Source organism: Massilia sp. Root351, from assembly GCF_001425045.1.
Taxonomy (GTDB): Bacteria; Pseudomonadota; Gammaproteobacteria; order Burkholderiales; family Burkholderiaceae_D; genus Rugamonas.
On sequence record NZ_LMDJ01000023.1, the window covers coordinates 586,080 to 610,160 of the forward strand.

The 24,081-nt window shown below is 66.6% G+C and carries 17 protein-coding genes; 4 read left to right on the top strand and 13 right to left on the bottom strand.

What is annotated here, in order from left to right:
- Nucleotides 1–150 precede the first annotated feature (150 nt).
- Nucleotides 151–726, top strand: a complete 576-nt coding sequence (locus ASD15_RS19595; RefSeq protein ID WP_057156669.1) for a helix-turn-helix domain-containing protein — start codon at nt 151–153, stop codon at nt 724–726.
- A gap of 49 nt (nt 727–775) precedes the next feature.
- On the opposite strand, the gene ASD15_RS19600 is transcribed toward ASD15_RS19595, so the two are convergent.
- From ASD15_RS19600 to ASD15_RS19625, 6 genes are all read right to left on the bottom strand, one after another.
- Complete coding sequence (locus tag ASD15_RS19600; RefSeq protein WP_057156670.1) at nt 776–1,834, bottom strand: oxidoreductase; 1,059 nt, start codon at nt 1,832–1,834, stop codon at nt 776–778.
- 66 nt (nt 1,835–1,900) lie between these two features.
- Nucleotides 1,901–3,103 (bottom strand): ammonium transporter, encoded by a 1,203-nt coding sequence (locus tag ASD15_RS19605; RefSeq protein WP_057156671.1) that lies wholly within the window; start codon nt 3,101–3,103, stop codon nt 1,901–1,903.
- A 177-nt stretch (nt 3,104–3,280) separates the two neighbouring features.
- The gene (locus tag ASD15_RS19610; protein WP_200954003.1) at nt 3,281–5,758 is read right to left on the bottom strand and encodes a zinc-dependent metalloprotease; all 2,478 of its coding nucleotides are present in this window, start codon (nt 5,756–5,758) and stop codon (nt 3,281–3,283) included.
- 102 nt (nt 5,759–5,860) lie between these two features.
- A complete protein-coding gene (locus ASD15_RS19615; protein WP_082551961.1) occupies nt 5,861–8,032 on the bottom strand; it encodes a prolyl oligopeptidase family protein in 2,172 nt (723 codons plus the stop codon).
- Between the two features lie 116 nt (nt 8,033–8,148).
- On the bottom strand, nt 8,149–10,566 hold the full coding sequence (locus ASD15_RS19620; RefSeq protein ID WP_057156672.1) for a bifunctional diguanylate cyclase/phosphodiesterase: 2,418 nt from the start codon (nt 10,564–10,566) through the stop codon (nt 8,149–8,151).
- Between the two features lie 8 nt (nt 10,567–10,574).
- The gene (locus ASD15_RS19625; RefSeq protein ID WP_229418267.1) at nt 10,575–11,204 is read right to left on the bottom strand and encodes a methylamine utilization protein; all 630 of its coding nucleotides are present in this window, start codon (nt 11,202–11,204) and stop codon (nt 10,575–10,577) included.
- Between the two features lie 139 nt (nt 11,205–11,343).
- Here ASD15_RS19625 and ASD15_RS19630 point away from each other — a divergent pair, with 139 nt between their 5' ends.
- On the top strand, nt 11,344–13,146 hold the full coding sequence (locus ASD15_RS19630) for a GGDEF domain-containing protein (RefSeq protein WP_057156674.1): 1,803 nt from the start codon (nt 11,344–11,346) through the stop codon (nt 13,144–13,146).
- Between the two features lie 7 nt (nt 13,147–13,153).
- Here ASD15_RS19630 and ASD15_RS19635 read toward each other — a convergent pair whose 3' ends face one another.
- From ASD15_RS19635 to ASD15_RS19645, 3 genes are all read right to left on the bottom strand, one after another.
- Nucleotides 13,154–14,554 (bottom strand): tetratricopeptide repeat protein, encoded by a 1,401-nt coding sequence (locus ASD15_RS19635; protein ID WP_057156675.1) that lies wholly within the window; start codon nt 14,552–14,554, stop codon nt 13,154–13,156.
- A gap of 102 nt (nt 14,555–14,656) precedes the next feature.
- Entirely contained in the window at nt 14,657–15,295 is a 639-nt protein-coding gene (locus tag ASD15_RS19640) for a PolC-type DNA polymerase III (RefSeq protein WP_057156676.1), read from the bottom strand.
- Nucleotides 15,295–16,551 carry an Hsp70 family protein gene (locus tag ASD15_RS19645; protein ID WP_057156677.1) on the bottom strand — a complete coding sequence of 419 codons (1,257 nt, stop codon included), beginning with the start codon at nt 16,549–16,551 and terminating at the stop codon, nt 15,295–15,297. Before ASD15_RS19645 ends, ASD15_RS19640 begins: the two co-directional genes overlap by 1 nt.
- A 198-nt stretch (nt 16,552–16,749) precedes the next feature.
- Here ASD15_RS19645 and ASD15_RS19650 point away from each other — a divergent pair, with 198 nt between their 5' ends.
- The gene (locus ASD15_RS19650) at nt 16,750–17,850 is read left to right on the top strand and encodes a LacI family DNA-binding transcriptional regulator (protein WP_057156678.1); all 1,101 of its coding nucleotides are present in this window, start codon (nt 16,750–16,752) and stop codon (nt 17,848–17,850) included.
- Nucleotides 17,851–17,873: 23 nt separating this feature from the next.
- Here the strand turns inward: ASD15_RS19650 and ASD15_RS19655 are convergent, their stop codons facing one another.
- Entirely contained in the window at nt 17,874–18,347 is a 474-nt protein-coding gene (locus tag ASD15_RS19655; RefSeq protein ID WP_057156793.1) for a hypothetical protein, read from the bottom strand.
- A gap of 122 nt (nt 18,348–18,469) precedes the next feature.
- Here ASD15_RS19655 and ASD15_RS19660 point away from each other — a divergent pair, with 122 nt between their 5' ends.
- Complete coding sequence (locus ASD15_RS19660; RefSeq protein ID WP_057156679.1) at nt 18,470–18,817, top strand: DUF2200 domain-containing protein; 348 nt, start codon at nt 18,470–18,472, stop codon at nt 18,815–18,817.
- Between the two features lie 16 nt (nt 18,818–18,833).
- Here ASD15_RS19660 and ASD15_RS19665 read toward each other — a convergent pair whose 3' ends face one another.
- The 3 genes from ASD15_RS19665 to cphA (ASD15_RS19675) all read right to left on the bottom strand — a co-directional run bounded on the left by ASD15_RS19665 (nt 18,834) and on the right by cphA (ASD15_RS19675) (nt 24,008).
- Nucleotides 18,834–19,193, bottom strand: coding sequence for an MmcQ/YjbR family DNA-binding protein (locus tag ASD15_RS19665; protein WP_057156680.1), 360 nt, complete (start codon nt 19,191–19,193; stop codon nt 18,834–18,836).
- A 15-nt stretch (nt 19,194–19,208) separates the two neighbouring features.
- Nucleotides 19,209–21,779, bottom strand: a complete 2,571-nt coding sequence (cphA, locus tag ASD15_RS19670; RefSeq protein ID WP_057156681.1) for a cyanophycin synthetase — start codon at nt 21,777–21,779, stop codon at nt 19,209–19,211.
- A gap of 63 nt (nt 21,780–21,842) precedes the next feature.
- A complete protein-coding gene (gene cphA, locus ASD15_RS19675) occupies nt 21,843–24,008 on the bottom strand; it encodes a cyanophycin synthetase (RefSeq protein WP_057156682.1) in 2,166 nt (721 codons plus the stop codon).
- Nucleotides 24,009–24,081: the final 73 nt, after the last annotated feature.

Sequence of the window (24,081 nt, forward strand, 5' to 3'; positions counted from 1 at the left end):
GGTGGTGTGGGGTTATGCTGTGGGTTGAGTGGAGTTTACTCCAATTTTTTCACCGCACTCCTGAAATCCGTTATTTCGAACTCAAGTTCAATATAATGGATATTACCGAAGGCCAGTGAACTTTGCAACATATAAAAGAATGAAAACCGCATGAGCGCATCCGTCCCAAACAACGCCCCGCCGGAAGTCGGCGCCGCCCTGCAACGCCTGCGCCTGGCGCGCGGGCTGACGCTGGAAGACCTGTCGCGCATCGCGGGGGTATCGAAGTCCATGCTGTCGCAGATCGAGCGCGAGAAGGCCAACCCCACTATCGCCATTACGTGGCGGCTGGCCAATGCGCTGGGCGTGGCCATCGGCGAACTGCTGTCCGAGTCGGGCAAGAGTGTCGAAACGATCAGGGTGCTGGACGCCCACGAGACGCCCACGCTGCCCGGCGCCCACGCCGGCTACACGATGCGCATCCTGGGCCCGATGGAACTGGCAGGCAAGTATGAGTGGTACGAACTGACGCTGGCGACCGGCGGGGAACTGGTATCGCAGGCGCACGACCCAGGCACCACCGAGCACCTGACGGTGCTGCACGGGGCGATGGAACTGGAAGTGGGCGGCAGCAAGAAGAAGGTCAAGATGGGAGGCACCGCCCGCTACCCGGGCGACCTCGATCATGCCATCCGCAATGCGGGCAAGACCGAGGCCAAGGCGATTCTGGTGGTGATCCACCGCTAAGCGGCGCCGGGCTGAGCAGGGCTACACAGGACGCGGCGCCGGGGGCCATTTACAACGGAAAATCGACGGTACGGCGCTCGCGGTGACTGGCTTGGGCTGCCTCGATTACGCGCACCACGTTGAGCGCATCCGCCGCCGCCACCGGGACCGGCAGGCCGGCGTTGATCGCCCGCCCCATGCCGGCGTAGTAACTTTCGTAGCTGCCGGCCAGCGTGGGCAAGCGTTCGGCCACCGGGACGCCGGCGGCCATCACGGTCACCGTGGCGTAGTGAGCGCCTTCGTCGCCGCCCCAGCCCTTGTCACCCGGCCTGGCGCCATGCTTCAAGGCGGTTTCCTGCCCGTCTATGCCGTATTTTGAGAAGCTGCCTTGCGTGCCGTGTACCTCGTAGCGCGGACCGGGCGCGCACACCTGCATGCCGGCACGCAGCACCGCCTTGCAATGGCCGTAGTCCATCGTAAGGTGGAAATAGTCCTCCACCAGCGCGCCCGCGCGCTGCACGGACAGGTCCGCCGTCACTGCGCGCGGCATGCCAAACAGCTGAAGCGCCTGGTCTATCAGATGGGAGCCCAGGTCCCACAGGATGCCAGCGCCCGGTTGCTGCTCCTCTTTCCAGCGCGTCTTCACCTGCGGAGCATAACGGTCGAAATGGGCGAAGTAGGAGTGCACCTGTCCCAGCCGGCCGGATTCGATGCAGTTGCGCAGCGTAAGAAAGTCGTTGTCCCAGCGGCGGTTGTGAAAGGCGCTGAGAAGCAGGCCTTTCCCGTTCGCCAGTGCGACCAGGGCTTCGCCCTGCTCCGACGACACCACGAAGGGCTTGTCGATCACCACATGCTTGCCGGCTTCCAGCGCGGCGCGCGCCAGCGCATAGTGGCTGGCGTTGGGTGTGGCGACGACGATCAGGCCGATGTGCGGGTCGGCCAGCATGGCCTGCGGCCCGGCGTCCAGGACCACGCCCGGATAGCTGCGCCGCACCTCGTCCGCGTCGGCGCTGCTGCTGGAAATGCGCGCCAGCCTCAGGCCCGACGAAGCGGCGGCGGCGATCAGCGGCGCGTGGAACACTTTGCCGGCGAGGCCATATCCGATCAGGCCTACGGAGCATGCTTGCATGGCTTGCCTTTCTGTTCATGTTGATCTATCGCACACCCCGCAACTATAGCCTATCGGAACGGAGGCTTACCAGTTCGACTCGCGCTCCGGGGTGGATGTGATGCGGTGCACCGACAGGTCGGCGCCCTGGAATTCCTGTTCGGGGTCGAGCCGCAGGCCGAGGGTGGCTTTCAGCAGGCCGTAGATGACGTAGCCCGACACACCGGCGATGGCCACGCCCAGTGCGGTGCCGGTCAGCTGCGAGACGAAGGACACGCCGCCCATGCCGCCCAGCCCCTTCAGGCCGAAGATGCCGGCCGCGATGCCGCCCCAGGCGCCGCACAGGCCGTGCAGCGGCCACACGCCCAGCACGTCGTCGATCTTCCATTTGTTCTGCGCCAGAGTAAACATCCACACGAACACGGCGCCGGCGATGCCGCCGGTGACCAGCGCGCCCAGCGGGTGCATCAGGTCGGAGCCGGCGCATACCGCCACCAGCCCGGCCAGCGGGCCGTTGTAGGCGAAGCCGGGGTCGTTCTTGCCCATCAGGACCGCGACCAGGGTGCCGCCCACCATGGCCATCAACGAATTCACCGCCACCAGGCCGTTCATCTTGTCGAGCGCCTGCGCGCTCATCACGTTAAAGCCGAACCAGCCCACGGTGAGTATCCATGCGCCCAGGGCCAGGAAGGGGATAGACGACGGCGGATGCGCCGCGATGGCGCCGTTCTTCATGTAGCGTCCGCGCCGCGCACCCAGCAGCAGCACAGCCGGCAGCGCGATCCAGCCGCCCATGGCGTGCACCACCACCGAACCGGCGAAGTCGTGGAACTCCGCACCAAAGCTGTGCAGCAGCCATTGCTGGAAGCCGAAGCGCTGGTTCCAGACCATGCCTTCAAAGAAGGGATAGACAAAGCCGACCAGCAGCGCGGTGGCGATCAGCTGCGGATTGAAGCGCGCCCGTTCGGCGATGCCGCCGGAGATGATGGCAGGAATGGCGGCGGCAAAGGTGAGCAGGAAGAAGAACTTCACCAGCTCGTAACCGTTCCTGGCCGCCAGCACCTCGGCGCTGGCGAAGAAGTCCACGCCATAGGCGATGCCGTAGCCGATGAAAAAATAGGCGATGGTGGACACGGCGAAATCGACCAGAATCTTCACCAGGGCGTTGACCTGGTTCTTCTTGCGCACCGTGCCCAGTTCCAGGAAGGCAAAACCCGCGTGCATTGCCAAAATCATGATGGCGCCGAGCAGGATAAACAGCGCGTCTGCACCAGAATTGTTACCAGCCATACCAGCCACTCCCCAAAAGAATGCAAAGTCAATTAAAGAATGTTCTTATAAGCAAATTTCGTACCAATTTGGTGCGAATTGCTAAGCGCTTGATTTGACTGGGTTTGGGCAATGCCAGCGACGCCGCGCGACGGTGCGTTCGCACCATTGCGGGGCGCCAGCTTGGTGCGCAGATGGTCAGATCGGCGCGCCGGGCGGGACGGACGGCATGGCGCGCAGCTTTACGCTGCGCGGGTCGGCCAGGTAGGCGCGCACCAGGTCGGCAGCCTGCTTGCGGCTGGCCGCCGTGGCGCCCTGCCCCGGATTTTTCGCCAGCCACGCGGCAAACTCGCTCGCCACGCCGCGCAACTCGGCCTGCACGCCCGCATGCAGCTTGCCGCCGTCGAGCAAGTTCAGCGTGGCGTCCAGCAGCACCCAGTTGGCGGCTGTCTGCACCGCCTCGCCCCCCACCACGGACGCCGGGATGGGTTCGCGTTTCCAGGTGCGCTGCAGCAGCAGGTTCAAGGTCTCCGCCGCGCCGGGCTGCTGCGCGTCGCGCGCGTGCTGCCAGGACAGGCGGTTCAGGCGCGCCGGGTCCAGCAGGAAGCCGGCACTGTGCGCAGCCCCGGCCTCCGCCGCCGACAACGCGTCGAACACACTGTCCATGCGGCCCTGGAAGTACTCGCGGCTGCGCTCATAGCCTTGCGCCGGCGGCGTGAGCGCGTCCAGCACCTTGGCCGGCAGCGCCAGGTATTCGGCGCGCAAGGAGTCGGCCAGCCGGGCCAGCGCCTGGCGCTGGGTCGCAGCGGGAACCGTGCGCACCCCGCCCTTTGCCAGCCCGGCCTTCACGTCGCCGCTGGTGGCGTATTCAAAGTCGCCGCCACCGATCAGGCGCGCCAGCGCTTCGCCCTGGTAGCGCTGCAGCAGATACACCGGCACCAGGCGCGCTTCCAGTTCGCCGGCCTGGCGCTCGTCCGGCAGCACGTCGAAGGAAAAGCGCTCCAGCGCGCGGCGGCGCACGGCGGTCAGGTTGTCCCAGGTCTTGATGGAGTCGGGGCCGAAGTCCCACAGCAGGCCTTGCGGATGGACGGAGCCGGCCGAGCGGGCGTCGCTGTCGCCGCTGTACTCCAGGCCGGCGGCACGCGCTTCGGCGCGCAGTTTGGCCAGCGCCGCCTGCTCGTCGCCGGGGAACTGGCCGTAGACGTGCTTGACCACGTGGTCGTCCCACGGGCCGAGGCCGGCGCCATAGGCGTCCTGCAAGTCGATCTCGCCCTGCGCATTGATCTTCAGGACCGGATGGGGATAGTCCATCACCGAGCCGTTGCCGTGGCGGCTGGCGGCAAAGTTGTGGGCGAAGCCCAGCGTATGGCCAACCTCGTGTGCGGACAGCTGGCGCAGGCGCGCCAGGGCCATGGCTTCGGCCAGTTTCTGTTTGTCCGGGGCGGCGTCCTTGCCGTACGGCGCCAGCAGGCTCTCGGCGATCAGGATGTCCTGCCGCACGCGTTGCGAGCCGAGGTTGACGGCGCCGCGAATGATTTCGCCGGTGCGCGGATCGGCCAGCGCATTGCCATAGGACCAGCCGCGCGTGGCGCGGTGGGTCCAGGTGATGACGTTGTAGCGCACGTCCATGGCGTCCGCACCCTCGGGCAGCAGTTCCACGCGGTAGGCATCCTTGAAGCCGGCCTTCTCGAAGGCGCTGGCCCACCAGCGCGCGCCGTCCAGCAAGGCGCTGCGCACCGGCTCAGGTGCGCCACGGTCGACGTAGAAGACGATGGGCTTGTTCACCGGACTGGGCAGGCCTGCGGCCGCCGCGGCGGCATCGGACTTCTCCAGGCGGTGGCGTACCTGCCAGCGCACGTCCAGGCTCTTGGCCAGCGGCGTGGCGAAGTCGGAATAGCCGGTGTCGAATCCGCCGGATGCGGGATGGTAGGGGCGCGGCTGGTAGCGTGACACGGCGCCGGGACCGGTGTCCGGCAGGCGCACCAGGCTGATGTGCTGGCGCATGGACAGGCTGGCCGGGTCGGCCGCCACCTGCTTGACGAAGTCACCCTGGCCCGGCCCCTGGAAGGTCAGCAATGCTTCAAGCTCCGTATTGTCGGGGAAGCTCCTGGCCAGGTCCGGCAGCACCGCGCTGCGCTTGGGGTCCACGCTGTAGGCGCCTTGCCTGGCGGCGGCGATGCGGCCCGCCACGCCGTGCTGGTCGGCCAGCAGGAAGCTGGAGAAGTCCACCAGGTGCTTGCCGCCGTCGCTGGCCAGGATGTCGCCGGCCCACAGCACGGCGCCGGCGAACGATTCGGCCACCGCAGCGCGCTCGCCGGCGTCGCGCGAGTTGGCCACGAAGCGGGTGTTGTCCTGCACAAGGAACAGGCGGGCGCCGTGCTTCTGGAAACGCACCACTTTCACCTCGCCCGGCTGGCCACGGTCCAGGCCCACGTCGTTCGAGCCCAGCGCGTACGGCAGGGAGCTGACCAGCAGGAAGGGCTGCTCGAGCGCGGCCACGGACAGCAGCACCCTGCCCTTGTCGCTGTCGCGCCAGAGGTCGATGAAGCCGGGCTGCGCTTGCAGGCCCCTGGTGTGGTCGGAGGCCGTCCCGCGGGGCTCGGCGGCGAGGACGGGCATGGCGCTTAGCAGCGAGGTGGCGAACAGCGTTGCAAGGAGCGTGGCGGGCTTGGTCATGGGCATGGTCGATGGATGGTAAAACGCGCCCCGGAGGGCGCGTGTGAATTAAAGCCGGGGGCCGGCCGGCAAGGCGGTTGCAACCCGCCCTGCCGGGCCGTATTACTGGCTGCCGCCCGAGACCGGCGCAGCTGGCGCGTCCATCTGCAGGGCGCGGGTCAGGAAGCCCCAGCGGTCGGCCACTTCTTCAATCTGTTTCGCGGTCGGCTTGCCGGCGCCGTGGCCGGCTTTGGTATCGATGCGGATCAGGATCGGGTTGGCGCCGGCTTGCGCGGCTTGCGCTGCGGCGGCGAACTTGAAGCTGTGCGCCGGCACCACGCGGTCGTCATGATCGGCCGTGGTGACCATGGTGGCCGGATAGCAGCTGCCGGCCTTCAGGTTGTGCAGCGGCGAGTACTTGACCAGCGCCTTGAACTCTTCCGGGTTGTCCGACGAACCGTAGTCCGAGGTCCAGGCCCAGCCGATGGTGAACTTCTGGAAGCGCAGCATGTCCATCACGCCCACGGCCGGAATGGCAGCGGCGAACAGGTCGGGACGCTGCGTCATGGCTGCGCCCACCAGCAGGCCGCCGTTGCTGCCGCCGCCGATCGACAGCTTGGCAGGCGAAGTGACCTTGTTGGCCACCAGCCATTCGGCCGCGCCGATGAAGTCGTCGAACACGTTCTGCTTCTGCAGCTTGGTGCCGGCCTTGTGCCAGGCTTCGCCGTACTCGCCGCCGCCGCGCAGGTTGGCCAGCACGTACACGCCGCCCATTTCCAGCCACGCCAGGTTGGCCACCGAGAACGACGGCGTCATCGAGGCGTTGAAGCCGCCGTAGCCGTACAAATAGGTCGGGTTGCTGCCGTCCAGCTTGATGCCCTTCTTGGCCACGATAAACATCGGCACCTTGGTGCCGTCGCGGCTGGTGAAGAACTGCTGGCGGGTTTCGTACGCTGCCGGGTCGAAGTCCACTTTCGGCTGGCGGTAAACGCTGCTCTTGCCGGTCTTCATGTCGTAGCGGTAGATGGTGGACGGCGTGGTGAAGCTGGTGTAGGCGTAGAAGGTTTCGCTGTCCTTGGCCTTGCCGTTGAAGCCGGCCGCCGAGCCGATGCCCGGCAGGTCCAGCGTGCGCACCGGCTTGCCCTTCAGGTCGAAGATCTTGACGGCGCTGTGCGCGTCGGTCAGGTAGTTCAGCACCAGTTGCTTGTTGATGATGTTGGCGGAGGTCAGCGTTTCGGCAGCTTCGGGCACCAGCTCTTTCCACTGGTCCGGCGCCGGCTTGCGGATGTCGATCGCGATGATGCGCGACTTCGGCGCGTTTTTGTCGGTGCGGAAGTAGAACAGCGGGCCTTCGTTGGCGATGAAGTCGTAGGAGGCGTCGAACTGCTCCAGCAGGCCGACCACTTTGGCGTCCTTCTTGCTCAGGTCTTTGACGAAGACACGGTTCTTGCGCTCGGTGCCATGGCTGCCGTTGATGATCAGGTAGCGGCCGTCGTCGGTCACCTCGGCGCCAAAGCCCCACTCCTTCTGGTCGGGGCGGTCATACACCAGCACGTCCGCGCTTTGCGGCGTGCCGATCTTGTGGAAGTACAGCTTCTGGAAGTAGTTCACGCCGGCCAGCTTGGTCGCTTCGGTCGGCTCGTCGTAGCGGCTGTAGTAGAAGCCGGAACCGTCGTGATTCCAGGCAGTGCTGGAGAACTTGACCCACTTGATGTGGTCCTCGGTGTCCTTGCCGCTGTCGATGGCGCGCACCTTGATCTCGTTCCAGTCGGAGCCGGAAGCGGCGGTGCTGTAGGCCAGCAGCTTGCCGTCCGGGCTGACGGCGGCGCCGGCCAGCGCCACGGTGCCGTCGCTGGACAGCGTGTTCGGATCGAGCAGCACGCGCGGCGTGTCGGTCAAGGTCTTCATGGTGTACAGCACGGACTGGTTCTGCAGGCCGTCGTTGCGGCTGTAGAAGTAGCGGCCGCCTTCCTTGTACGGCACGCCGTAGCGTTCGAAGTTCCACAGCTTGGTCAGGCGCGCCTTGATGGCTTCACGCGCCGGAATCTGGCCCAGGTAACCCTGCGTCAGCTTGTTCTGCGCGTCCACCCATTCCTTGGTCTCGGCGCTGTTGGCGTCTTCCAGCCAGCGGTAAGGATCGGCCACCATGGTGCCGTGGTAGTTGTCCTGCTGGTCGACCTTCTTGGTCAGCGGATAGCTGACCGCCGAGCCGTTGCCGGGGCAGGTTTGCGCCAGCGCGGCGCCGCTGAAGGCTGCGGCCAGCGCGAAGATCAGGGAAGCACGTCGTAATTGCATAGGAATTATTCTCGTCCAATGTTGTTCGGGGAAGGCACGGCTATTGCCACGCCGAAATCGATCATAGCGTGGAATGTGACAAATTTGAAATGTTCCAGAGGGCGCTGCGGCGCTTTTTATTCGGCCAGCGCGGCCGGCACGGCGCCGCTGCCGGCCAGTGCGATCGGCGGCCGCCACTGCTCCAGCCAGCCGGCCAGCTGCCCGGCCGGCATGGGGCGGCTCATGAAATAACCTTGCCCCTGGTCGCAGCCCATGCGCGCCAGCAGGCGCCACACGGCTTCGGTCTCGATGCCCTCGGCCACCACCCGCAAGCCCATGTTGTGGCCCAGGTCGATGGTGGAACGCACGATCTTGGTGTCGCCAATGTCGTGCTCCATATTCATGACGAAGGACTTGTCGATCTTCAGCTCGTCCACCGGCAGCCGTTTCAGGTAGGCCAGCGACGAGTAGCCGGTACCGAAGTCGTCGATGGACAGCTCCAGGCCCATGGCATGCAGGCGCTCCAGCGTATTTTGCGCACGCACCGGATCGTCCATGATGGCGCTTTCGGTGATCTCCAGGCAAAACGAGCCGGGCCCCAGCTGGTGCTGCGCCAGCAAGTCGGCGAACTTCACCGGCAGGTCCTGGTCCATCAGGTCGCGCGTGGACAGGTTGACGGAGATTTTCAGCGCGATGCCCTGCTCGGCCAGCTGGCGGCACAGCACGGCCGACTGCTCCATCACCCAGCGCGTCAGCACGCGGATGAAGCCGGTCTGCTCGGCGAAGGGAATGAACTGGTCGGGGAACACATTGCCGCGTTCCGGGTGCACCCAGCGCACCAGCGCCTCGGCGCCCACCGCCTTGCCGGAATCGAGCAGGATCTTCGGTTGCACGAACAGCCGGAACTCGTTGCGCTCGATGGCGTTGCGCAGCTCGGTGAGCAGCGACAGGCTTTGCTCGCTGGACTTGTCGAAGCCGGCGTCGTACACCACGGCGCCGTCGTTGCGCTGTTTGGCGGTGTACATGGCCACCTCGGCCGCGCTCAGGATGGCCTCGGCGCTGTCGCCGTGCAGCGGATAGCCGGCAATGCCCAAGCCGGCGCCGATGTCGACCATCTGGTCTTCCAGCGACAGCGGGGTTTCCAGCGCGGCCAGGATTTCCCGCGCAATCAGCTGCGCCTGTTCCAGCGCGGTATCGGGCAGCAGCACCACGAACTCGTCGCCGCCCAGGCGCGCCACTTGCGCAGACGTGTTGCGGCGGTTGGCCAGTTGCAGCTGCAGCCGCCCCGCCACCTGGCGCAGCAGCGCGTCGCCGAAGCTGTGGCCCATGACGTCGTTGACGTGCTTGAAGCGGTCCAGGTCCATCATCAGCACGAACACCGAGGACTCGCGTTTGCGCGCCTCGGCGAGGGAATCGTTCAGGTGCAGCACGAACTGGGCGCGGTTGGGCAGGCCGGTCAGGGTGTCCCAGTATGCCAGGCGGCGGATTTCCTGCTCGCGCTTGGCAATCCCGTCGCGCATGCTGTCGAACGCCTGCGCCAGCGCGCCGATTTCGTCCTCGCGCTTGAATTCGATCTGGCCCTTGTAGTCGCCGCGCTCGAGGCGCTTGGCGGTGTCGGCCAGCAGCGTCAGCGGCTGCGCGATGCGCTTGGCGGTGAAGACGCTGACGGCGGCCGAGATCAGGATGCCGGCAATGGCCAGGCCCAGCAGCCAGCGCTCCAGGCGTGCATACTCGGAAATCGCTTCATCGATGGAGCGCGCCAGCAGCACGGTAACGGCCTGGCCGGCATCCTCGCCGATCAGCAGCTGGCGCACGCTGTAGCGCGCGTCCTGCACGTCGAGGTCGAACGGGGCGTCCGGGCGCGCCGGCGCGGCGCGCAATTGCTGCACCAGCCCGGAGATGACGGGCACGCCGAACGTGGACGCCACCGGCAGCAAATTGCCCTGGCGGTCGCGCGTGAGGATGGAGGTGTGCAAGCCGCTTACGCTTTGCATCTCGGCCGCCAGCTGGCCGTCGATCGGGAAGGTCATCACGATGTAGCCGATGACGATGGGCGCTTTCACCGGCATCACCACCACCTGGTAGGGATAGCGGTCGACCACGGCAATGCCGTTGGCGCCGTCCGACGCTTCGGCCTGGTCCAGCATGCTCATGACCAGCTTTTCCAGGCCGGCCGACTGCGCCTCGCTGGTGGTGGCGGTAATCTTGCGCTCGGCCGATACCAGCATGGAGGCGGTGGCCTTGATGCGGCGCCCGCTGTTGGCCAGCGCCGACTCGATGGTGGCGCGGTCCGATTCGTCGTTGTTGCCGATGGCGGCCACGAAGGCGGTGTCGCGCGCCAGCAGGCGCGCGCCGAAACGCAGGCTTTGCGCGTTTTGCTCCAGCAGGCGGCGGAACACCTTGGCGCCGTTGTTCAGTTCCACGCCGATGGCGGCGCGCGCGTTGCTGTCGATGCCGCCCTGGATCACCAGCAGCCCCACCACCTGCACTGCGACGATCAGCACCAGGAATAAGGTGGCGATGCGGCTTTCCAGGCTGCGGAATCGGAAGCGCATGCAGGCTCCTACAGCGCGTCGCCGCCGGCGGGCGGCTTCATGGCCAGGCGCAAGCTGGCCGTGCCGTACGCCTCGCCGGCCTTAATCGCCACCGCCTGCTCGGAAGGCTGGCCGCCGGCCATATTGAAATGCCAGACCTTGAGCACGTACTTGCCGGCCGGCGCGTCCACGCGGCCCAGGCCGCTGGCGTCGGCCTTGGCGAAGTACGGCGTGTCCACCACCCGCACGTAGGCCACCATCTTGTCGTGGATATTACAGCCCAGCACCACCACACCGGGCTTGTCGAAAATCTGCGGCGTGGCCGAGGTGCCCGAGTACAGTTTCTGGTCGAACTTGTGTGCCGGCGAGAAGGAATAGATGTGGTGGCGCACCTTGTCGTTGTTCGGGAAATCAATGCGGCTGCCGGTCTGCACCACGGTCACCAGCGGCAAGAATTTAAGGCCCTTCTGCTCGATTTCCGCGCCCTTGGCCGGCTTGGCCTGGCCCTGGCCGGCCTCCGGCTCCAGCCAGGCCACGGCGTCCGGCAGTGGCGCGCCGGCAGTGTCGGCCACGTGCACGGCCAGTCCGGAAGCGCCGGCGCCGCCCGCCGTGAGGCACAGGGTAGCGGCGGCTGCCATGCGGTGAATCAGTATGCTCATCGGGAGAGACGCGGCGCGGAATAGAGGAAAACCTATTGTAGCGCCAGCCGCCTGAGGCGTTAAGTAGTTTCCTGAATTCATCACCCTGTCATATTCGATGCCTAATATGGCAGGGTTGCTACTTTCTTGCCTGCCTATCATGAACAATGTGGCCTACCTGCGGCCCGCGCCCGACGACGATGCCTTGCTGCGCATGCAACTGAACGACATCATCGAGCGCCGCCAGCTGAGCGCGCTGCTGCAGCCCATCGCCCGCATGCAGGACGGCGAGATCATCGCCTACGAAGGGCTGATCAGGGGGCCATCCGACAGCCCGCTGCACTCGCCGCTGAACCTGTTCAAGGCGGCGCGCGCCTGCGGCCGCACGGTGGAGGTGGAGCACCTGTGCCGGCGCGTGGTGCTGGAGCGCTTCGCCGAACTGAAGCTGCCGGGCAAGCTGTTCCTCAACGTGAGCCCCGAATGCCTGTTGCTGCAACCCGACGGTACGCGCGGCGAAACCTTGCAATACATACACCAGATCGGCATCAACCCGGACCGCGTGATCATCGAGCTGACGGAGAACCAGCCCACCTACGACTATGAGCTGATGCGCGAAGCGGTGCTGCATTACCGCAACATGGGCTTCCAGATCGCCATCGACGACCTGGGCGAGGGCTTCTCCAGCCTGCGCCTGTGGTCCGAACTGCGGCCCGAGTACGTGAAAATCGACATGCACTTCATCCAGGGGATCAACCAGGACCCGGTGAAGCTGCAGTTCGTGCGCTCGATCCAGGAAATCGCCGACAAGTCGGACACGCTGGTGATCGCCGAAGGCATCGAAACACAGGCCGAACTGCTGGTGCTGCGCGACATCGGCGTGGCCTACGGCCAGGGCTACCACCTGGGACGGCCGCACAGCGCGCCGGCGCGCGCCCTGCCAGCCGAGGTGGCCAAGGCGCTGAGCCGCAATGGCGTGGCGGTGTATCCGCAGCGCAGCGGCGAGAAGCAGGCCGCCACCATCGCCAAGCTGCTGCACGAGGTGGCGGCGGTGGCGCCGTCGCTAAGCAACAACGAAGTCTACGAAATCTTCATGGCCGAGCCCAAGCTGCTGATCATCCCGGTGGTGGACGACGGCGTGCCGCTGGGGCTGATCAGCCGCTTCGACATGATCGACCACTTCGCGCGGCCCTACCAGCGCGAACTGTACGGCAAAAAATCCTGCCGCCAGTTCATGGACCCCAAGCCGCTGATCGCCGACAAGGACACCAGCCTGCAAGACCTGTCCTACCGCATGGTGGAATCGGCCGCGCACCACCTGTTCAACGGCTTCATCATCACCGAGCACGGGCGTTACCTGGGCATGGGCACCGGCCACGACCTGATGCGCGAGATCACGCAGATGCAGATCCATGCGGCGCGCTACGCCAATCCGCTGACCCAGCTGCCGGGCAATGTGCCGATCAACGAGCACATCGACCGCCTGCTCGAGAGCGGCACCCGGTTCTGGGTGTGCTACTGCGACCTGGACCACTTCAAGCCCTTCAACGACGTATACGGCTACCGGCGCGGCGACGACGTGATCCAGATGACGGGGCGCATCCTGAGCAGCCATTGCGACCCGGACCGCGACTTCATCGGCCACATCGGCGGCGACGATTTCATGCTGCTGTTCCAGAGCGAAGACTGGGAAGCGCGCTGCCGCGCCATCCTGGCCGATTTCGAGGCCGGCGTGCTGGACTACTACAGCCTGGAAGACCGCGAGCGCGGCGGCTATATCAGCGAGGACAGGCAAGGCAAGAAAGTGTTCTACTCAATGATGAGCTTGTCACTTGGCACGATACGGGTGGAGCCGCACCAGTACTATTCGCACCACCAGATCGCCACCCAGGCCTCCGACGCGAAAAAGCAGGCCAAGAAGATCCACGGCAACAGCCTGTTCGTGGACCGCCGCCAACCGGCTTGAAGCCGGCTCAGGCATCCGCTTGCGGACCGTTTGGGCGCGCGCCCTGGCCGGGGACCGGCAGGAATTGCGCCGCCAGCGCCTGCGCGTCGGCCAGTTGCGCCTCGCTCAGCCTGGCGCGCATCTGCTCGCGCTGCACGGCGGCGCTGGCGTTGCCGCTGGCGGCCGCCACCGAGATCCACATATAGGCTTGCACCGGATCGCGCGCCACGCCGCGCCCGCCGTTGTACATGCCGCCCAGGTTGTACTGCGCCAGCGCATGGCCCTGCTCAGCGGCCTGGCGGTAGCAGGCCACGGCCTCCTCGTCGCTGCGCGCCAAGCCCTGGCCGTTGGCGTACATCACGCCCAGGTTGTTCAGGGCGCTGGCGTCGCCCTGCCCGGCCGCCGCCTGGTACCAGGCCACGGCGCGCGCCTCGTCCCGTTGCACGCCCTGGCCGTTGGCGTACATGACGGCGGCGTTGAACTGCGCGTTGGCCACGCCCTGCGCGGCGGCCAGGCAATACCATTCCAGCGCGCGCCCCGCGTCGGCCGCCACGCCGCGCCCCTGCGCATACATGGCGCCCAGGTTGTACTGCGCCAGCGCATGGCCGGACTCGGCGGCGCGGCGGTACCAGATGAACGCTTCCGGCTCGTCGCGGTCCACGCCGAAGCCGTTGGCCAGCAGCACGCCCAGGTTGAATTGCGCATCGACGTCGTCCTGCGCGGCGGCGCGCGCCAGCCAGCAGTACGCGCGGCGCTGGTCGGGCGCCACGCCGCGCCCTTCGGCATAGGCCACGCCGACCTGGCGCTGCGCCGCCGGATGGCCTTGCGCGGCGGCTTGCCGGAACCAGGCCAGCGCGGCCGCGTCGCTGGGCGGCACGCCCTGGCCGCGCCGGTGCATCAGCCCCAGGTTGAGCTGGGCGCCGGCGTCGCCCTGCAGCGCCGCCTTGCGCAGCCAGGCCAGCGCCAGTGCTTCGTTGCGCGGCGCGCCCAGGCCCAGCAGGTAGGCTTCGCCGGTCAGCGCCTGCGCGCTGGCCACGCCCTGCTCCGCGGCACGGCTGAACCAGGCCAGCGCATCGGCCTCGCTGTGCGGCACGCCGCGTCCCTTGCGGTACATCTGGCCCAGGTTCTGCTGGGCCGACGCGTCGCCCTGGTCGGCGGCCTGGCGGAACCAGAACGCGGCTTCCCCGTCGCGGCAAGGCGTGCCGCGCCCGTTGTAATACATGGCGCCGACGTGGTTCTGGGCGAAGGCCAGGCCTTGCAGCGCGGCCAGCCGCATCCAGACGAAAGCGCGTTCCTCGTCGCGGCGCACGCCCTGGCCTTTTTTGTACAGCAATGCCAGGTTGAACTGGGCATAGGGATCGCCGCGCGCGGCCGCATCCCGGTACCAGGTGAAAACAGAGGTGTCGGCTGTGGGATGGCGGTGGTCCATGATGGCCCTTTGCGTCGCGTGTGCCTCAAGCTTAGACAGTCAGGCGGACGCGCGTTTGATCCCGCTCAATCGAAATTGCGAATTGATAGCCTTGTGGAAATACTAACGTTGTGCGCCGGCGTCCGCCTGCTTGAGCAGGTAGGCATGCACTTTGGCGGCGGCCAGTTTGTTGACCGACAGCAGCAGTTCCGGCGCCACGGCGGGCAGGCCGTAAGTGTCGCCCAGGTGGCGGGCAATGTGCAGCAGCACCTGCGCCGCCACTTCCGCGTCGGACTCGGCCCGGTGGGCCGCGCTCTTGAAGCGGATGCCGAGCTGGCCGGAGAGCTGGCCCAGCTTGTAGCTGCCCAGCGCGGGGAACACCCGGCGCGACAGCTTGAGCGAACACACCGTGCCCTGGTGCGCGGGCGCCAGGCCCAGGCGGGCGCTTTCGGCGCGCAGGAATTTCTCGTCGAAACTGGCGTTGTGCGCGGCCAGCGCGTCGGCGCCGATGAACGCCAACAACGCCGGCACCACTTCGTCCACCGGCGGCGCCGTGTCCACCATGCGCTGCGTAATGCCGGTCAGGCCGGTGATGAAGGACGGAATCCGCACCCCGCAATTGATCAGCGAGACGTAACGCTCGGTGATGCGGCCGTCCTCGATGCGCAGCGCCGCCACTTCGGTGATGCGGTCGCCCATGTCGGGCGAGAGCCCGGTGGTCTCGAAGTCGATCATCACGATGGGCTTGCTGTACACCGCCATCACGCGCCCCCGAACTTGCGCACCGCGTCCAGCGCCAGGCCAGCGCCGATGCTGCCGAACAGGTCGCCTTCCACCTTGCGCGCCGCCGGCAGCACCGCGCCGATGCGTTCGCGCAGCGACTGCACGCCGCTGGAGCCGCCGGTGAAGAACACCGTGTCCACCTGCTCCGGCTTGACGCCGGCGTCGGCCAGCATCTTCTGTACGGTTTGCTCGACCGAGCCCACCAGGTGGCCGATGGCGGCATCGAAGCCGCTGCGGCTCAGGTCCAGCGTGACGGCCGGCGACAGGCGGTCCAGCTCCAGCGCCACCTGCTCGGCGCCGGACAACGCGATCTTGCCCTCCTCCACCTTCATCGCCAGCCAGTGGCCGGCGCGCTCGTCGATCAGCTTCTGCAGGCGGCTCAGCTTGTCCTGCTCGCGCGCGTCGCGCACCAGTTCGGACAGCTGGGTCCACATCTTCTTGGTGTAGGCCAGGTTGATGGTGTGCCAGGTGGCCAGGTTGAAGTAGTAGCTCGACGGCACTTCGCTGTTGTTGTTCAGCTGGCTGCCATAGCCCAGCAACGGCATCACGGCCGACAGGCTCAGGTATTTATCGAAATCGGTGCCGCCGATGTGCACGCCGCCGGTGGCCAGGATGTCGTCGCGCCGCTCGGCCTTCCTGGCCAGTTCGGGCGACAGGCGCACCAGCGAAAAGTCCGAAGTGCCGCCGCCGATGTCGGCGATCAGCACCAGCTCTTCGCGCTCGATCTGCGACTCGTAGTCGAAGGCGGCGGCGATGGGCTCGAACTGGAAGGCGATGTCCTTGAAGCCCACCGAACGGGCGATCTCGGCCAGCGTGTCCTCGGCCAGCTGGTCGTTCGCGGCGCTGTCGTCGATGAAGTGCACGGGGCGGCCGAACACGGCCGAGTTGAACTGGCGGCCGGAGGCCAGTTCGGCGCGCTTCTTGACTTCGCCGATGAAGTTGGCCAGCAGCATGCGGAACGGCAACGCGCGTCCGCCCACTTCGGTCTGGCCATCGATCAGGCTGGTGCCCAGCAGGCTTTTCAGCGAGCGCATCAGGCGGCCTTCGTAGCCGGCCAGGTATTCGCCCAGGGCGGCGCGGCCGAAGGTGACTTCCTCGTCCTCGGCGTTATAGAACACCACCGAAGGCAAGGTGGTTTTGCCGTCCTCGAGGGCCAGCATGGTGGGATGGCCTGGACGCACCCAGCCAACCGTGGAATTGGACGTGCCAAAATCGACTCCGCAAGCTATGGCCATGTCTCTCTTCCAGTGTGTTGAAGGGGCGGTAGTCTACCAGAAACGGCCGGGTCCGGCTACCGCCCCGCGGCGTAAGTCTTGCTGCGCCGAAATAGCGACACTTGCTTGCCAAATCAGTGCAAACTATTGCCACAAGGTAAGATCCTGAGCTATCCTCAAGTCACAACTATAAACATGCAACGGCTGGCCTACGAGACAATGAGAACCACAAAAGACGCGCCGGCACCCACTATCGCCGAGCACAAGGCCGCCATTCAGCGGGAAAACCGCCGCGTCACCTCCTACGACGTGGCGCTGGTGGCGGGCGTGTCGCAATCGGCCGTGTCGCGCTGCTTCAAGCCCGGCGCCAGCGTTTCCAAGCATACCTATGCGCGGGTAATGAAAGCGGCCGACGGCCTCGAGTATATTCCCAACGCGGCGGCGCGCAGCCTGATCACGCGGCGCAGCAATATGGTGGCGGTCATCATCTCCAACGCCGCCAATCTGTTCTATCCCGAAGCGCTCTCCGAACTCAGCAAACACGTGGCCCGTGGCGGCAAGCGCGTGCTGCTGTTTACGCTGCACAAGGAAAGCGAGCTGGACCTGGTGCTGAACGACGTCTGGCAATACCAGGTCGACGGCGTGATCGCCGCCGCCACGCTCAGCGAAGCGCAAGTGGCCGAGTTCGAGCGCCGGCGCGTGCCGCTGGTGATATTCAACCGCAACCTGCGCGGCCAGGCCGCCAATACGGTAGCGTGCGACCAGTACGAAGCGGGGCGCGCGCTGGTTTCGCGGCTGGCGGCGGCGGGGCACCGCGTGTTCGGCATGATAGACGGCGCGCAGGACAACGCGGTGGCCAGCGAACGCCGGCGCGGGGCCTGCGAGCGCCTGGCCGAACTGGGCTTGCCGGAGGCCGTCATCGTGCGCGGCAACTTCGACTACGCCAGCGGCAAGCTGGGGCTGCGCGAAATCATCGCCCGCAGCGGCGGCCGGGTGCCAGACGCCGTCATCTGCGGCAGTGACGTGATGGCCATCGGCTGCCTGGACTGCGCGCGCCACGAGTTGGGGCTGGCCGTGCCGGCGCAGCTGTCGGTGGCGGGTTTCGATGCGGTCGAGGCGTCCAACTGGCTCAGCTACAACCTGACCACCTTGCGCCACCCGATGCAGCAAATGACTGCCGCGGCGGCCGAACTGCTCTACAGCCTGATCGACAATCCCGGCGGCGCGGCCGAAAAGCGCATGTTCGCGCCCCAGTTCGTCGAAGGCGCCACCGCGCGGCTCGTCGCCCTGCCCCCTGCCGCCGTCTCGCTCGCGGCCTGAAAACGCTGTTCGGCTGCGCCGGCCTACTCGTGGCCGCGCCTGGTTGCCAGCGCCACCACGGCGGCGCCTGCCGCCACCACCAGCGCATCTTCGATCAAGCCGCTGCGGGTTTGTCCGATGCGCGCCATGGCTTGCTTGCGGACGGACAACGTCAAGTAGGCAAGCGGCACGGCGGTTGCGATGGCGACCGCCGCGCCTGCGCCCTCCCGGCCTTTCGGGGCCAGCGCGGCACCTGCAATTCCGGCGCTCATGACACGCGCAAGCAGCCCCAGGAACACGGTGCGGTCCGGCGCACTCTTCATCTTGTCGCCGGCCAGTTCGCCCAGCCCCATCGCCAACGCACCGGCCTTGACCACCGGCCGATCGAGGAGGACCAGTTCGCCGCTGGTACGGCGGTGCGCCAAGCGCGCTGCAGCGAGAGTCGCCATGGGCGTCATGGAGCGGGCGCTGGCGACAGCGCCCATCAGGGCGGAGGAAAGAAGGCTGGGAATCTTCATCGTTGTACCCCTATGCAAGTGGAATGCGAACTTGAGGTTCAACCATACAGGCAATTGCGCATTCCATCTGTTAGATGGAACATATAAACTCTGGCTTCATGGCGGTTCCAGGAGAATTGACGATGTCCAATCACCCTCTTTTCACGATGCCGTTCGCCAAGGTCTACCCGCTGTATGTCAAGAAGGCGGAACGGAAGAATCGCACCAAAAAGGAAGTCGATCAGATCATTTGCTGGCTGACGGGCTACGACCAGGCCGGGCTGGAGCGGCAAATCGCACAGCAAGACGATGTTGCCGCTTTCTTCGCACAAGCGCCCGCCATGCACCCGCACGCCGCACAGATCAAGGGCGTGGTGTGCGGCATACGTGTGGAACTGATCGACGATACGCTGATGCGCAACATCCGCTATCTGGACAAGCTGATCGACGAGCTGGCGAAGGGAAAGGCGATGGAAAAGATCCTGCGCTAGCTGCGCCGGCGCCGCGCTAGGCGCCCAGCGCCGCCAGCCGCTTGGGCTTGCTCAGGCTGGACAGCGCCTTGTCGTAGGACCACTGCACCAGCTCGGCCAGGTAGTCTTGCGGGAAGTGCTGGACATTGACGATGGTGACCCAGTGGAAGCGGCCCATATAGCGCGCCGGCTTGACGCCGGGCACGCCGGTCAGTTCCAGAAAGCGGTCCGGCGAGGCGCGGAAGCTGAAGCGCCAGCGCTCAGGGTCGCTGGTCTTGAAATAGGCGAACGACTTTTCGCCCACCGCGTACACCAGGATGTTGCTCGGGGCGCCGTGCAAGGTGGCCACGGCGCCGGGAAACTGCGCGCAGTGCGCTTTCAGCTGTTCAACATCCATTCCGGTGCGGCCGCCTTAAGCTTCGGCGACGCGCTTGGCGATATGCGCCAGCGATTCTTCCACCTGGTCCACCAGCACCAGGCACAGGTCGCCCGGCTGCAGGCGGGCCAGCGCCGTGTCGATGGCGATGAACTCGCCGTTGATCTCGTCGACGTAGTTGGTGCGCGGCGCGCCGGCCAGGCCCTGGCGCAACAGCGCGACCACTTCGCCGTCGGCGCGGCCGCGCTGGCACTGGTCCTGGTAGAGCAGCACGTCGTCGAAGGCCTTGCCCAGGATTTCGGTCTGCTGGCGGATGTCTTCGTCGCGGCGGTCGCCGGCGCCGGAGATCACCACCGAACGGCGCTTGGCCGGCAGCGCGTCCACCGCCTGCACCAGTGCCAGCATGGCATCCGGATTGTGGCCATAGTCGGCGATCACGGTGGCGCCCTTGTACGAGAACATGTTGAAGCGGCCCGGCGCGTTGTCGCTGTCGTTGGCGAAAGTGGCCAGACCCTTGCGGATCGACTCCCAGTCGATGCCGGCGCCCCATGCCGCCGCCACGGCGGCCATCACATTCTCCACCTGGAAACCGATGGCGCCGTTGCGCGTGATCGGCACTTCCGACAGCGCCACCGCTTCGGCGTGCTTGCCTTCGGCGGCGATCAGCTGGCCGTCTTCGATGTAGACCGTGCGGCGGCCCTGCGCCAGGTGGGTGGCGATGACCGGATGCTCGCGGTCGGCGCCAAAGAAGGTCACCTTGCCTTTGCACGACGCCGCCATGCCGGCCACGATGGGGTCCATCGCGTTCAGCACGGCCACGCCGTTCTTGTCCACGTTCTGCACGATGACGCGCTTCAGCACCGCCAGGTCTTCCACGGTGGTGATGTAGTTCAGGCCCAGGTGGTCGCCGGCGCCAATATTGGTCACCACGGCCACCTTGCAGCGATCGAAAGCCAGGCCTTCGCGCAGCACCCCGCCACGCGCGGTTTCAAACACGGCCGCGTCCACGTCCGGGTGCTGCAGCACGTTGCGCGCGCTGCGCGGGCCGGAGCAGTCGCCGCTGTCGGTGCGGCGGCCGTTGATGTAGACGCCGTCGGTATTGGTCATGCCCACGCGCAGGCCGCTGGAAGCCATCAGGTGCGCGATCAGGCGCACGGTGGTGGTCTTGCCGTTGGTGCCGGTGACTGCCACCACGGGAATGCGGCCGTCGTCGCCCTCGGGGAACATGGCCGAGATGATGGCTTCGCCCACCGGACGGCCCTTGCCGTAGGAAGGTGTCAGGTGCATGCGCAGGCCCGGCGCGGCGTTCACTTCCACCACCCCGCCGCCTTGCGCTTCGATCGGCTGCAGCACGCTGTCGCACACCACGTCCACGCCGCAGATGTCGAGGCCGATCATCTGCGCCGCTTCCACCGCACGCGCCGCCACTTCAGGGTGCACGTCGTCGGTCACGTCGGTGGCCGAACCGCCGGTAGACAGGTTGGCGTTGTTGCGCAGGATCACGCGCTGGCCTTTCGGCGGCACCGAGTCGGCCTCGTAGCCTTGCAGCGCCAGGCGCGCCAGGGCGATGTCATCGAATCGGATCTTGGTCAGCGAGGTGGCGTGGCCGGAGCCGCGGCGCGGGTCCGCGTTCACCAGTTCCACCAGTTCGCGCACCGAGTGCACGCCGTCGCCGACCACGTGCGGCGGGTCGCGGCGCGCGGCGGCGATCAGCTTGTTGCCGATCACCAGCAGGCGGAAATCGTGGCCTGGCAGGAAGCGCTCGACCAGGATGTCGTCGCGGAATTCGCGCGCGGCGGCAAAGGCCTTGAAGACCTGCTCGCGGGTGGTGATGTTGACCGTCACGCCCTTGCCCTGGTTACCGTCCTTCGGCTTGATCACCACCGGCAGGCCGACTTCGTTGGCGGCCTTCCAGGCGTCTTCCTCGTCTTCGGCCGCGCGGCCGTGCGGTACCGGCACGCCGGCCGCGTCCAGCAGTTTCTTGGTCAGTTCCTTGTCCTGCGCGATGGTCTCGGCGATGGCACCGGTGGAATCCATCTCCGCGGCCTGGATGCGGCGCTGGCGCGAGCCCCAGCCGAACATCACCATCGAACCCTTGGTCATGCGCTTGAAGGGGATGTTGCGCACCACGGCGGCGTGCACGATGGCGCCGGTGCTCGGCCCCAGGCGCACGTCCTCGTCCAGGTCGCGCAGCTGCGCCAGCGCGCCGGGCAGGTCGAACGGCGTGTCGTCCAGCGCGGACTTCAGCAGCTGCTCGGCCAGTTCCACCGCCAGGCGGCCCACTTCTTCTTCGGTGTACTCCACCACCATCTGGTAGATGCCGGTTTCCAGCGTCGGCGTGGTGCGGCTGAAGGTCACCGGGCAGCCGGCCTCGGCCTGCAGGGCCAGCGTGGCCAGCTCGAGCACGTGCGCCATCGGAATCGCGTCGTCATGGCCGATCGGCTGCAGCGCAGCGATCCCCGGGAAGCGCGCGCGCAGGCGTACTTCGAAGCCGGGCAGCTTGTCGATGTTCTCTTCATCTGCCGTGCATTTGACGATGGCTTCGACCGCCGTGTGGTGACTCCAAAGATTGGGACCGCGCAGCGCGCGGATGCGAATAACTTCCATTACCTGTGTCCTGTATGTGAACTGGGTGATCTGCTGATCTGTCTACGTGAGCTGAGTGATGTTTCAGTTGGCCTTGAAAGTGCGCAGCGCGGCGGCGATCAGGCCCGGTTCCAGGCCCAGCGCCCAGCCGGCGGCGATGGCGGCCAGCACGGCTTCCTCGTTGCCTTTCTGGCTGGCCGGCATGCAGGACAGCGGCAGCATCGCCACTTCATTGGCGCCGGCCGCCAGCACAAAGCCGGTGGCGCGCATGAACACCGCGCGCTCGCCGTCCTGGCGGTGCTCGACAATGGCTGGCAGCTGCTCGTCCAGGCCGTAGAAAATCACCGCGCCGTCGCACAGCTCGGCCATTTCCACCACTTGCGGCTCGGCGGCGTTCAGCACCGCGGCGCCGTCCGGCAGCACCACATCGACCTGGGTGCGCAGCACGCCGTACATGTCGTCTTCGTCGCCGATGTAGAACTCGGACAGGTCGCCGTGGCCGGCCACGTCGGTGACGATGCCCACCGAGCACTTGTCGTAGGCCAGGCCTTCGGTCAGGATCATGCGGCTGCCGTTGTGGAACACGGCCGCTTCCACGTTACGGTTGAGCAGCAGGCGCTGGCCCGATTCCCAGGCCGTCAACGGGCCGCGCGGCACCTTGCGGCCGTTCAGGTAAATGCCTTCTTCGCAGCTCAGGCCGACCGACTTGCCGCTCACTTCGAGCAGCCAGGCGGTCAGGTTGGCGATCAGCACGCTGTGCCGTTCGCCGGCCACGCCCACCACCGGGATGCGGCCGGTGTCGTCATGCGCGAACAGCTGGTCGACTATGGCGGCGCCCACCGGGCGCGGCTGGCCGCCTTCGGCCGGCTTCAAATGGGCCAGCAGGCCCGGGCTGGCGTTCACTTCGATGACGGCGCCGCCCTGCTGGTCCAGCGGGCGCGAAATGTCCTGCGCCACCAGGTCGATGCCGGCGATGTCCAGGCCGATCACGCGCGCGGCCAGGGTAGCCATGTCGGCGATGTCCGGATGCACCAGATCGGTCACGTCCACCGCCACGTTGCCGTTCGGCTGGATCAGCACCTTGTGGCCGGCGGCCGGCACCGATTCGTGCGTCATGTTCTGGCGCTTGAGCTCGAGGATGATCTCGGCCGACTCGTGCGGCTTGATCAGGCCCAGCGGCGAGCCTTCGGTCTCGCCCCGGCGCGGGTCGATATTGATGTGCAGGTCGCACAGCTGCTTGATGGTGTGCTGGCCGTCGCCCGTCACCCACAGCGACTCGCCCTTGGCGGCCGCAATCAGCTTCTTGCCCACCACCAGCAGGCGGTGCTCGTCGCCGGCAATGAAGCGTTCCACGATCACGCTCTTGCTGCCGCCCTTGCGCGCGGCCAGCTCGTAGGCCGCGTGCACGTCGGCTTCGGTGGTCAGGTTCAGGGTCACGCCGCGGCCGTGGTTGCCGTCGTAGGGTTTGACCACCACGGGCAGGCCGATGTCTTCGGCCGCTTCCCACGCCTCTTCGGCGCTGCGTACCAGCTCGCCTTCCGGCACCGGCACGCCGGCCGAGGCCAGCAGGCTCTTGGTCAGGTCCTTGTCGCTGGCAATGCCTTCGGCAATGGCGCTGGTGGCGTCGGTCTCAGCGGTCCAGATGCGGCGCTGGCGCGCGCCGTGGCCCAGTTGCACCAGGTTGCCGTCGGTCAGGCGGATCGATGGGATCTTGCGGTCAGTGGCGGCGTCGACGATGTTGGCCGTGCTCGGGCCCAGGCACAGCGACTCGACCATGTCGGTCAGCTCGGCCACGGTGGCGGCCAGGTCGTACGGCCGGTCTTCGATGGCGGCCATCAGCAGTTCGCGGCCGGCGGCCAGCGCGGCGCGCCCCACCTGTTCCTGGCGGGTGCGGAAGGCCATCTTGTAGATCACGCCATCCTCGGAGGTCTGGCGCGTCTTGCCGAAGCCGGTGCGCATGCCGGCCAGGTTCTGCAGCTCCAGCACCACGTGCTCGAGGATGTGGCCGGCATAGGTGCCGTCCCGCAGGCGTTCGTTGAAGCCGCCGCGCTCGCCCACGCCGCAGCGGTGCTCCACCAGGTGCGGCAGGATGGCCGTCAGGCGCTCGTACAGACCGGGGATTTTGTCAGAGGGGAAATTTTCGAGCTCGCCAATATCCAGCCACGCCTCGATCACCGGGCGGTAGGTCCAGATATTTGGTCCGCGCAAGTGTGTTACACGGAGAAATTCAATGTCTTTCTTCTTTGTCATGTTTTTGCTCTTGTACCTCTTGCGGTATACTCCGCAAAAGCAGGCCGCACTTGGCGGTCCCCCTCTTTTATTT

What these genes read in the sequence shown, in the direction of transcription:
- ASD15_RS19595 (WP_057156669.1), top strand. Translation starts at nt 151, where the DNA reads ATGAGCGCATCCGTCCCAAACAACGCCCCGCCGGAAGTCGGCGCCGCC.
- ASD15_RS19600 (WP_057156670.1), bottom strand. Translation starts at nt 1,834, where the DNA reads ATGCAAGCATGCTCCGTAGGCCTGATCGGATATGGCCTCGCCGGCAAA.
- ASD15_RS19605 (WP_057156671.1), bottom strand. Translation starts at nt 3,103, where the DNA reads ATGGCTGGTAACAATTCTGGTGCAGACGCGCTGTTTATCCTGCTCGGC.
- ASD15_RS19610 (WP_200954003.1), bottom strand. Translation starts at nt 5,758, where the DNA reads ATGACCAAGCCCGCCACGCTCCTTGCAACGCTGTTCGCCACCTCGCTG.
- ASD15_RS19615 (WP_082551961.1), bottom strand. Translation starts at nt 8,032, where the DNA reads ATGCAATTACGACGTGCTTCCCTGATCTTCGCGCTGGCCGCAGCCTTC.
- ASD15_RS19620 (WP_057156672.1), bottom strand. Translation starts at nt 10,566, where the DNA reads ATGCGCTTCCGATTCCGCAGCCTGGAAAGCCGCATCGCCACCTTATTC.
- ASD15_RS19625 (WP_229418267.1), bottom strand. Translation starts at nt 11,204, where the DNA reads ATGAGCATACTGATTCACCGCATGGCAGCCGCCGCTACCCTGTGCCTC.
- ASD15_RS19630 (WP_057156674.1), top strand. Translation starts at nt 11,344, where the DNA reads ATGAACAATGTGGCCTACCTGCGGCCCGCGCCCGACGACGATGCCTTG.
- ASD15_RS19635 (WP_057156675.1), bottom strand. Translation starts at nt 14,554, where the DNA reads ATGGACCACCGCCATCCCACAGCCGACACCTCTGTTTTCACCTGGTAC.
- ASD15_RS19640 (WP_057156676.1), bottom strand. Translation starts at nt 15,295, where the DNA reads ATGGCGGTGTACAGCAAGCCCATCGTGATGATCGACTTCGAGACCACC.
- ASD15_RS19645 (WP_057156677.1), bottom strand. Translation starts at nt 16,551, where the DNA reads ATGGCCATAGCTTGCGGAGTCGATTTTGGCACGTCCAATTCCACGGTT.
- ASD15_RS19650 (WP_057156678.1), top strand. Translation starts at nt 16,750, where the DNA reads ATGAGAACCACAAAAGACGCGCCGGCACCCACTATCGCCGAGCACAAG.
- ASD15_RS19655 (WP_057156793.1), bottom strand. Translation starts at nt 18,347, where the DNA reads ATGAAGATTCCCAGCCTTCTTTCCTCCGCCCTGATGGGCGCTGTCGCC.
- ASD15_RS19660 (WP_057156679.1), top strand. Translation starts at nt 18,470, where the DNA reads ATGTCCAATCACCCTCTTTTCACGATGCCGTTCGCCAAGGTCTACCCG.
- ASD15_RS19665 (WP_057156680.1), bottom strand. Translation starts at nt 19,193, where the DNA reads ATGGATGTTGAACAGCTGAAAGCGCACTGCGCGCAGTTTCCCGGCGCC.
- cphA (WP_057156681.1), bottom strand. Translation starts at nt 21,779, where the DNA reads ATGGAAGTTATTCGCATCCGCGCGCTGCGCGGTCCCAATCTTTGGAGT.
- cphA (WP_057156682.1), bottom strand. Translation starts at nt 24,008, where the DNA reads ATGACAAAGAAGAAAGACATTGAATTTCTCCGTGTAACACACTTGCGC.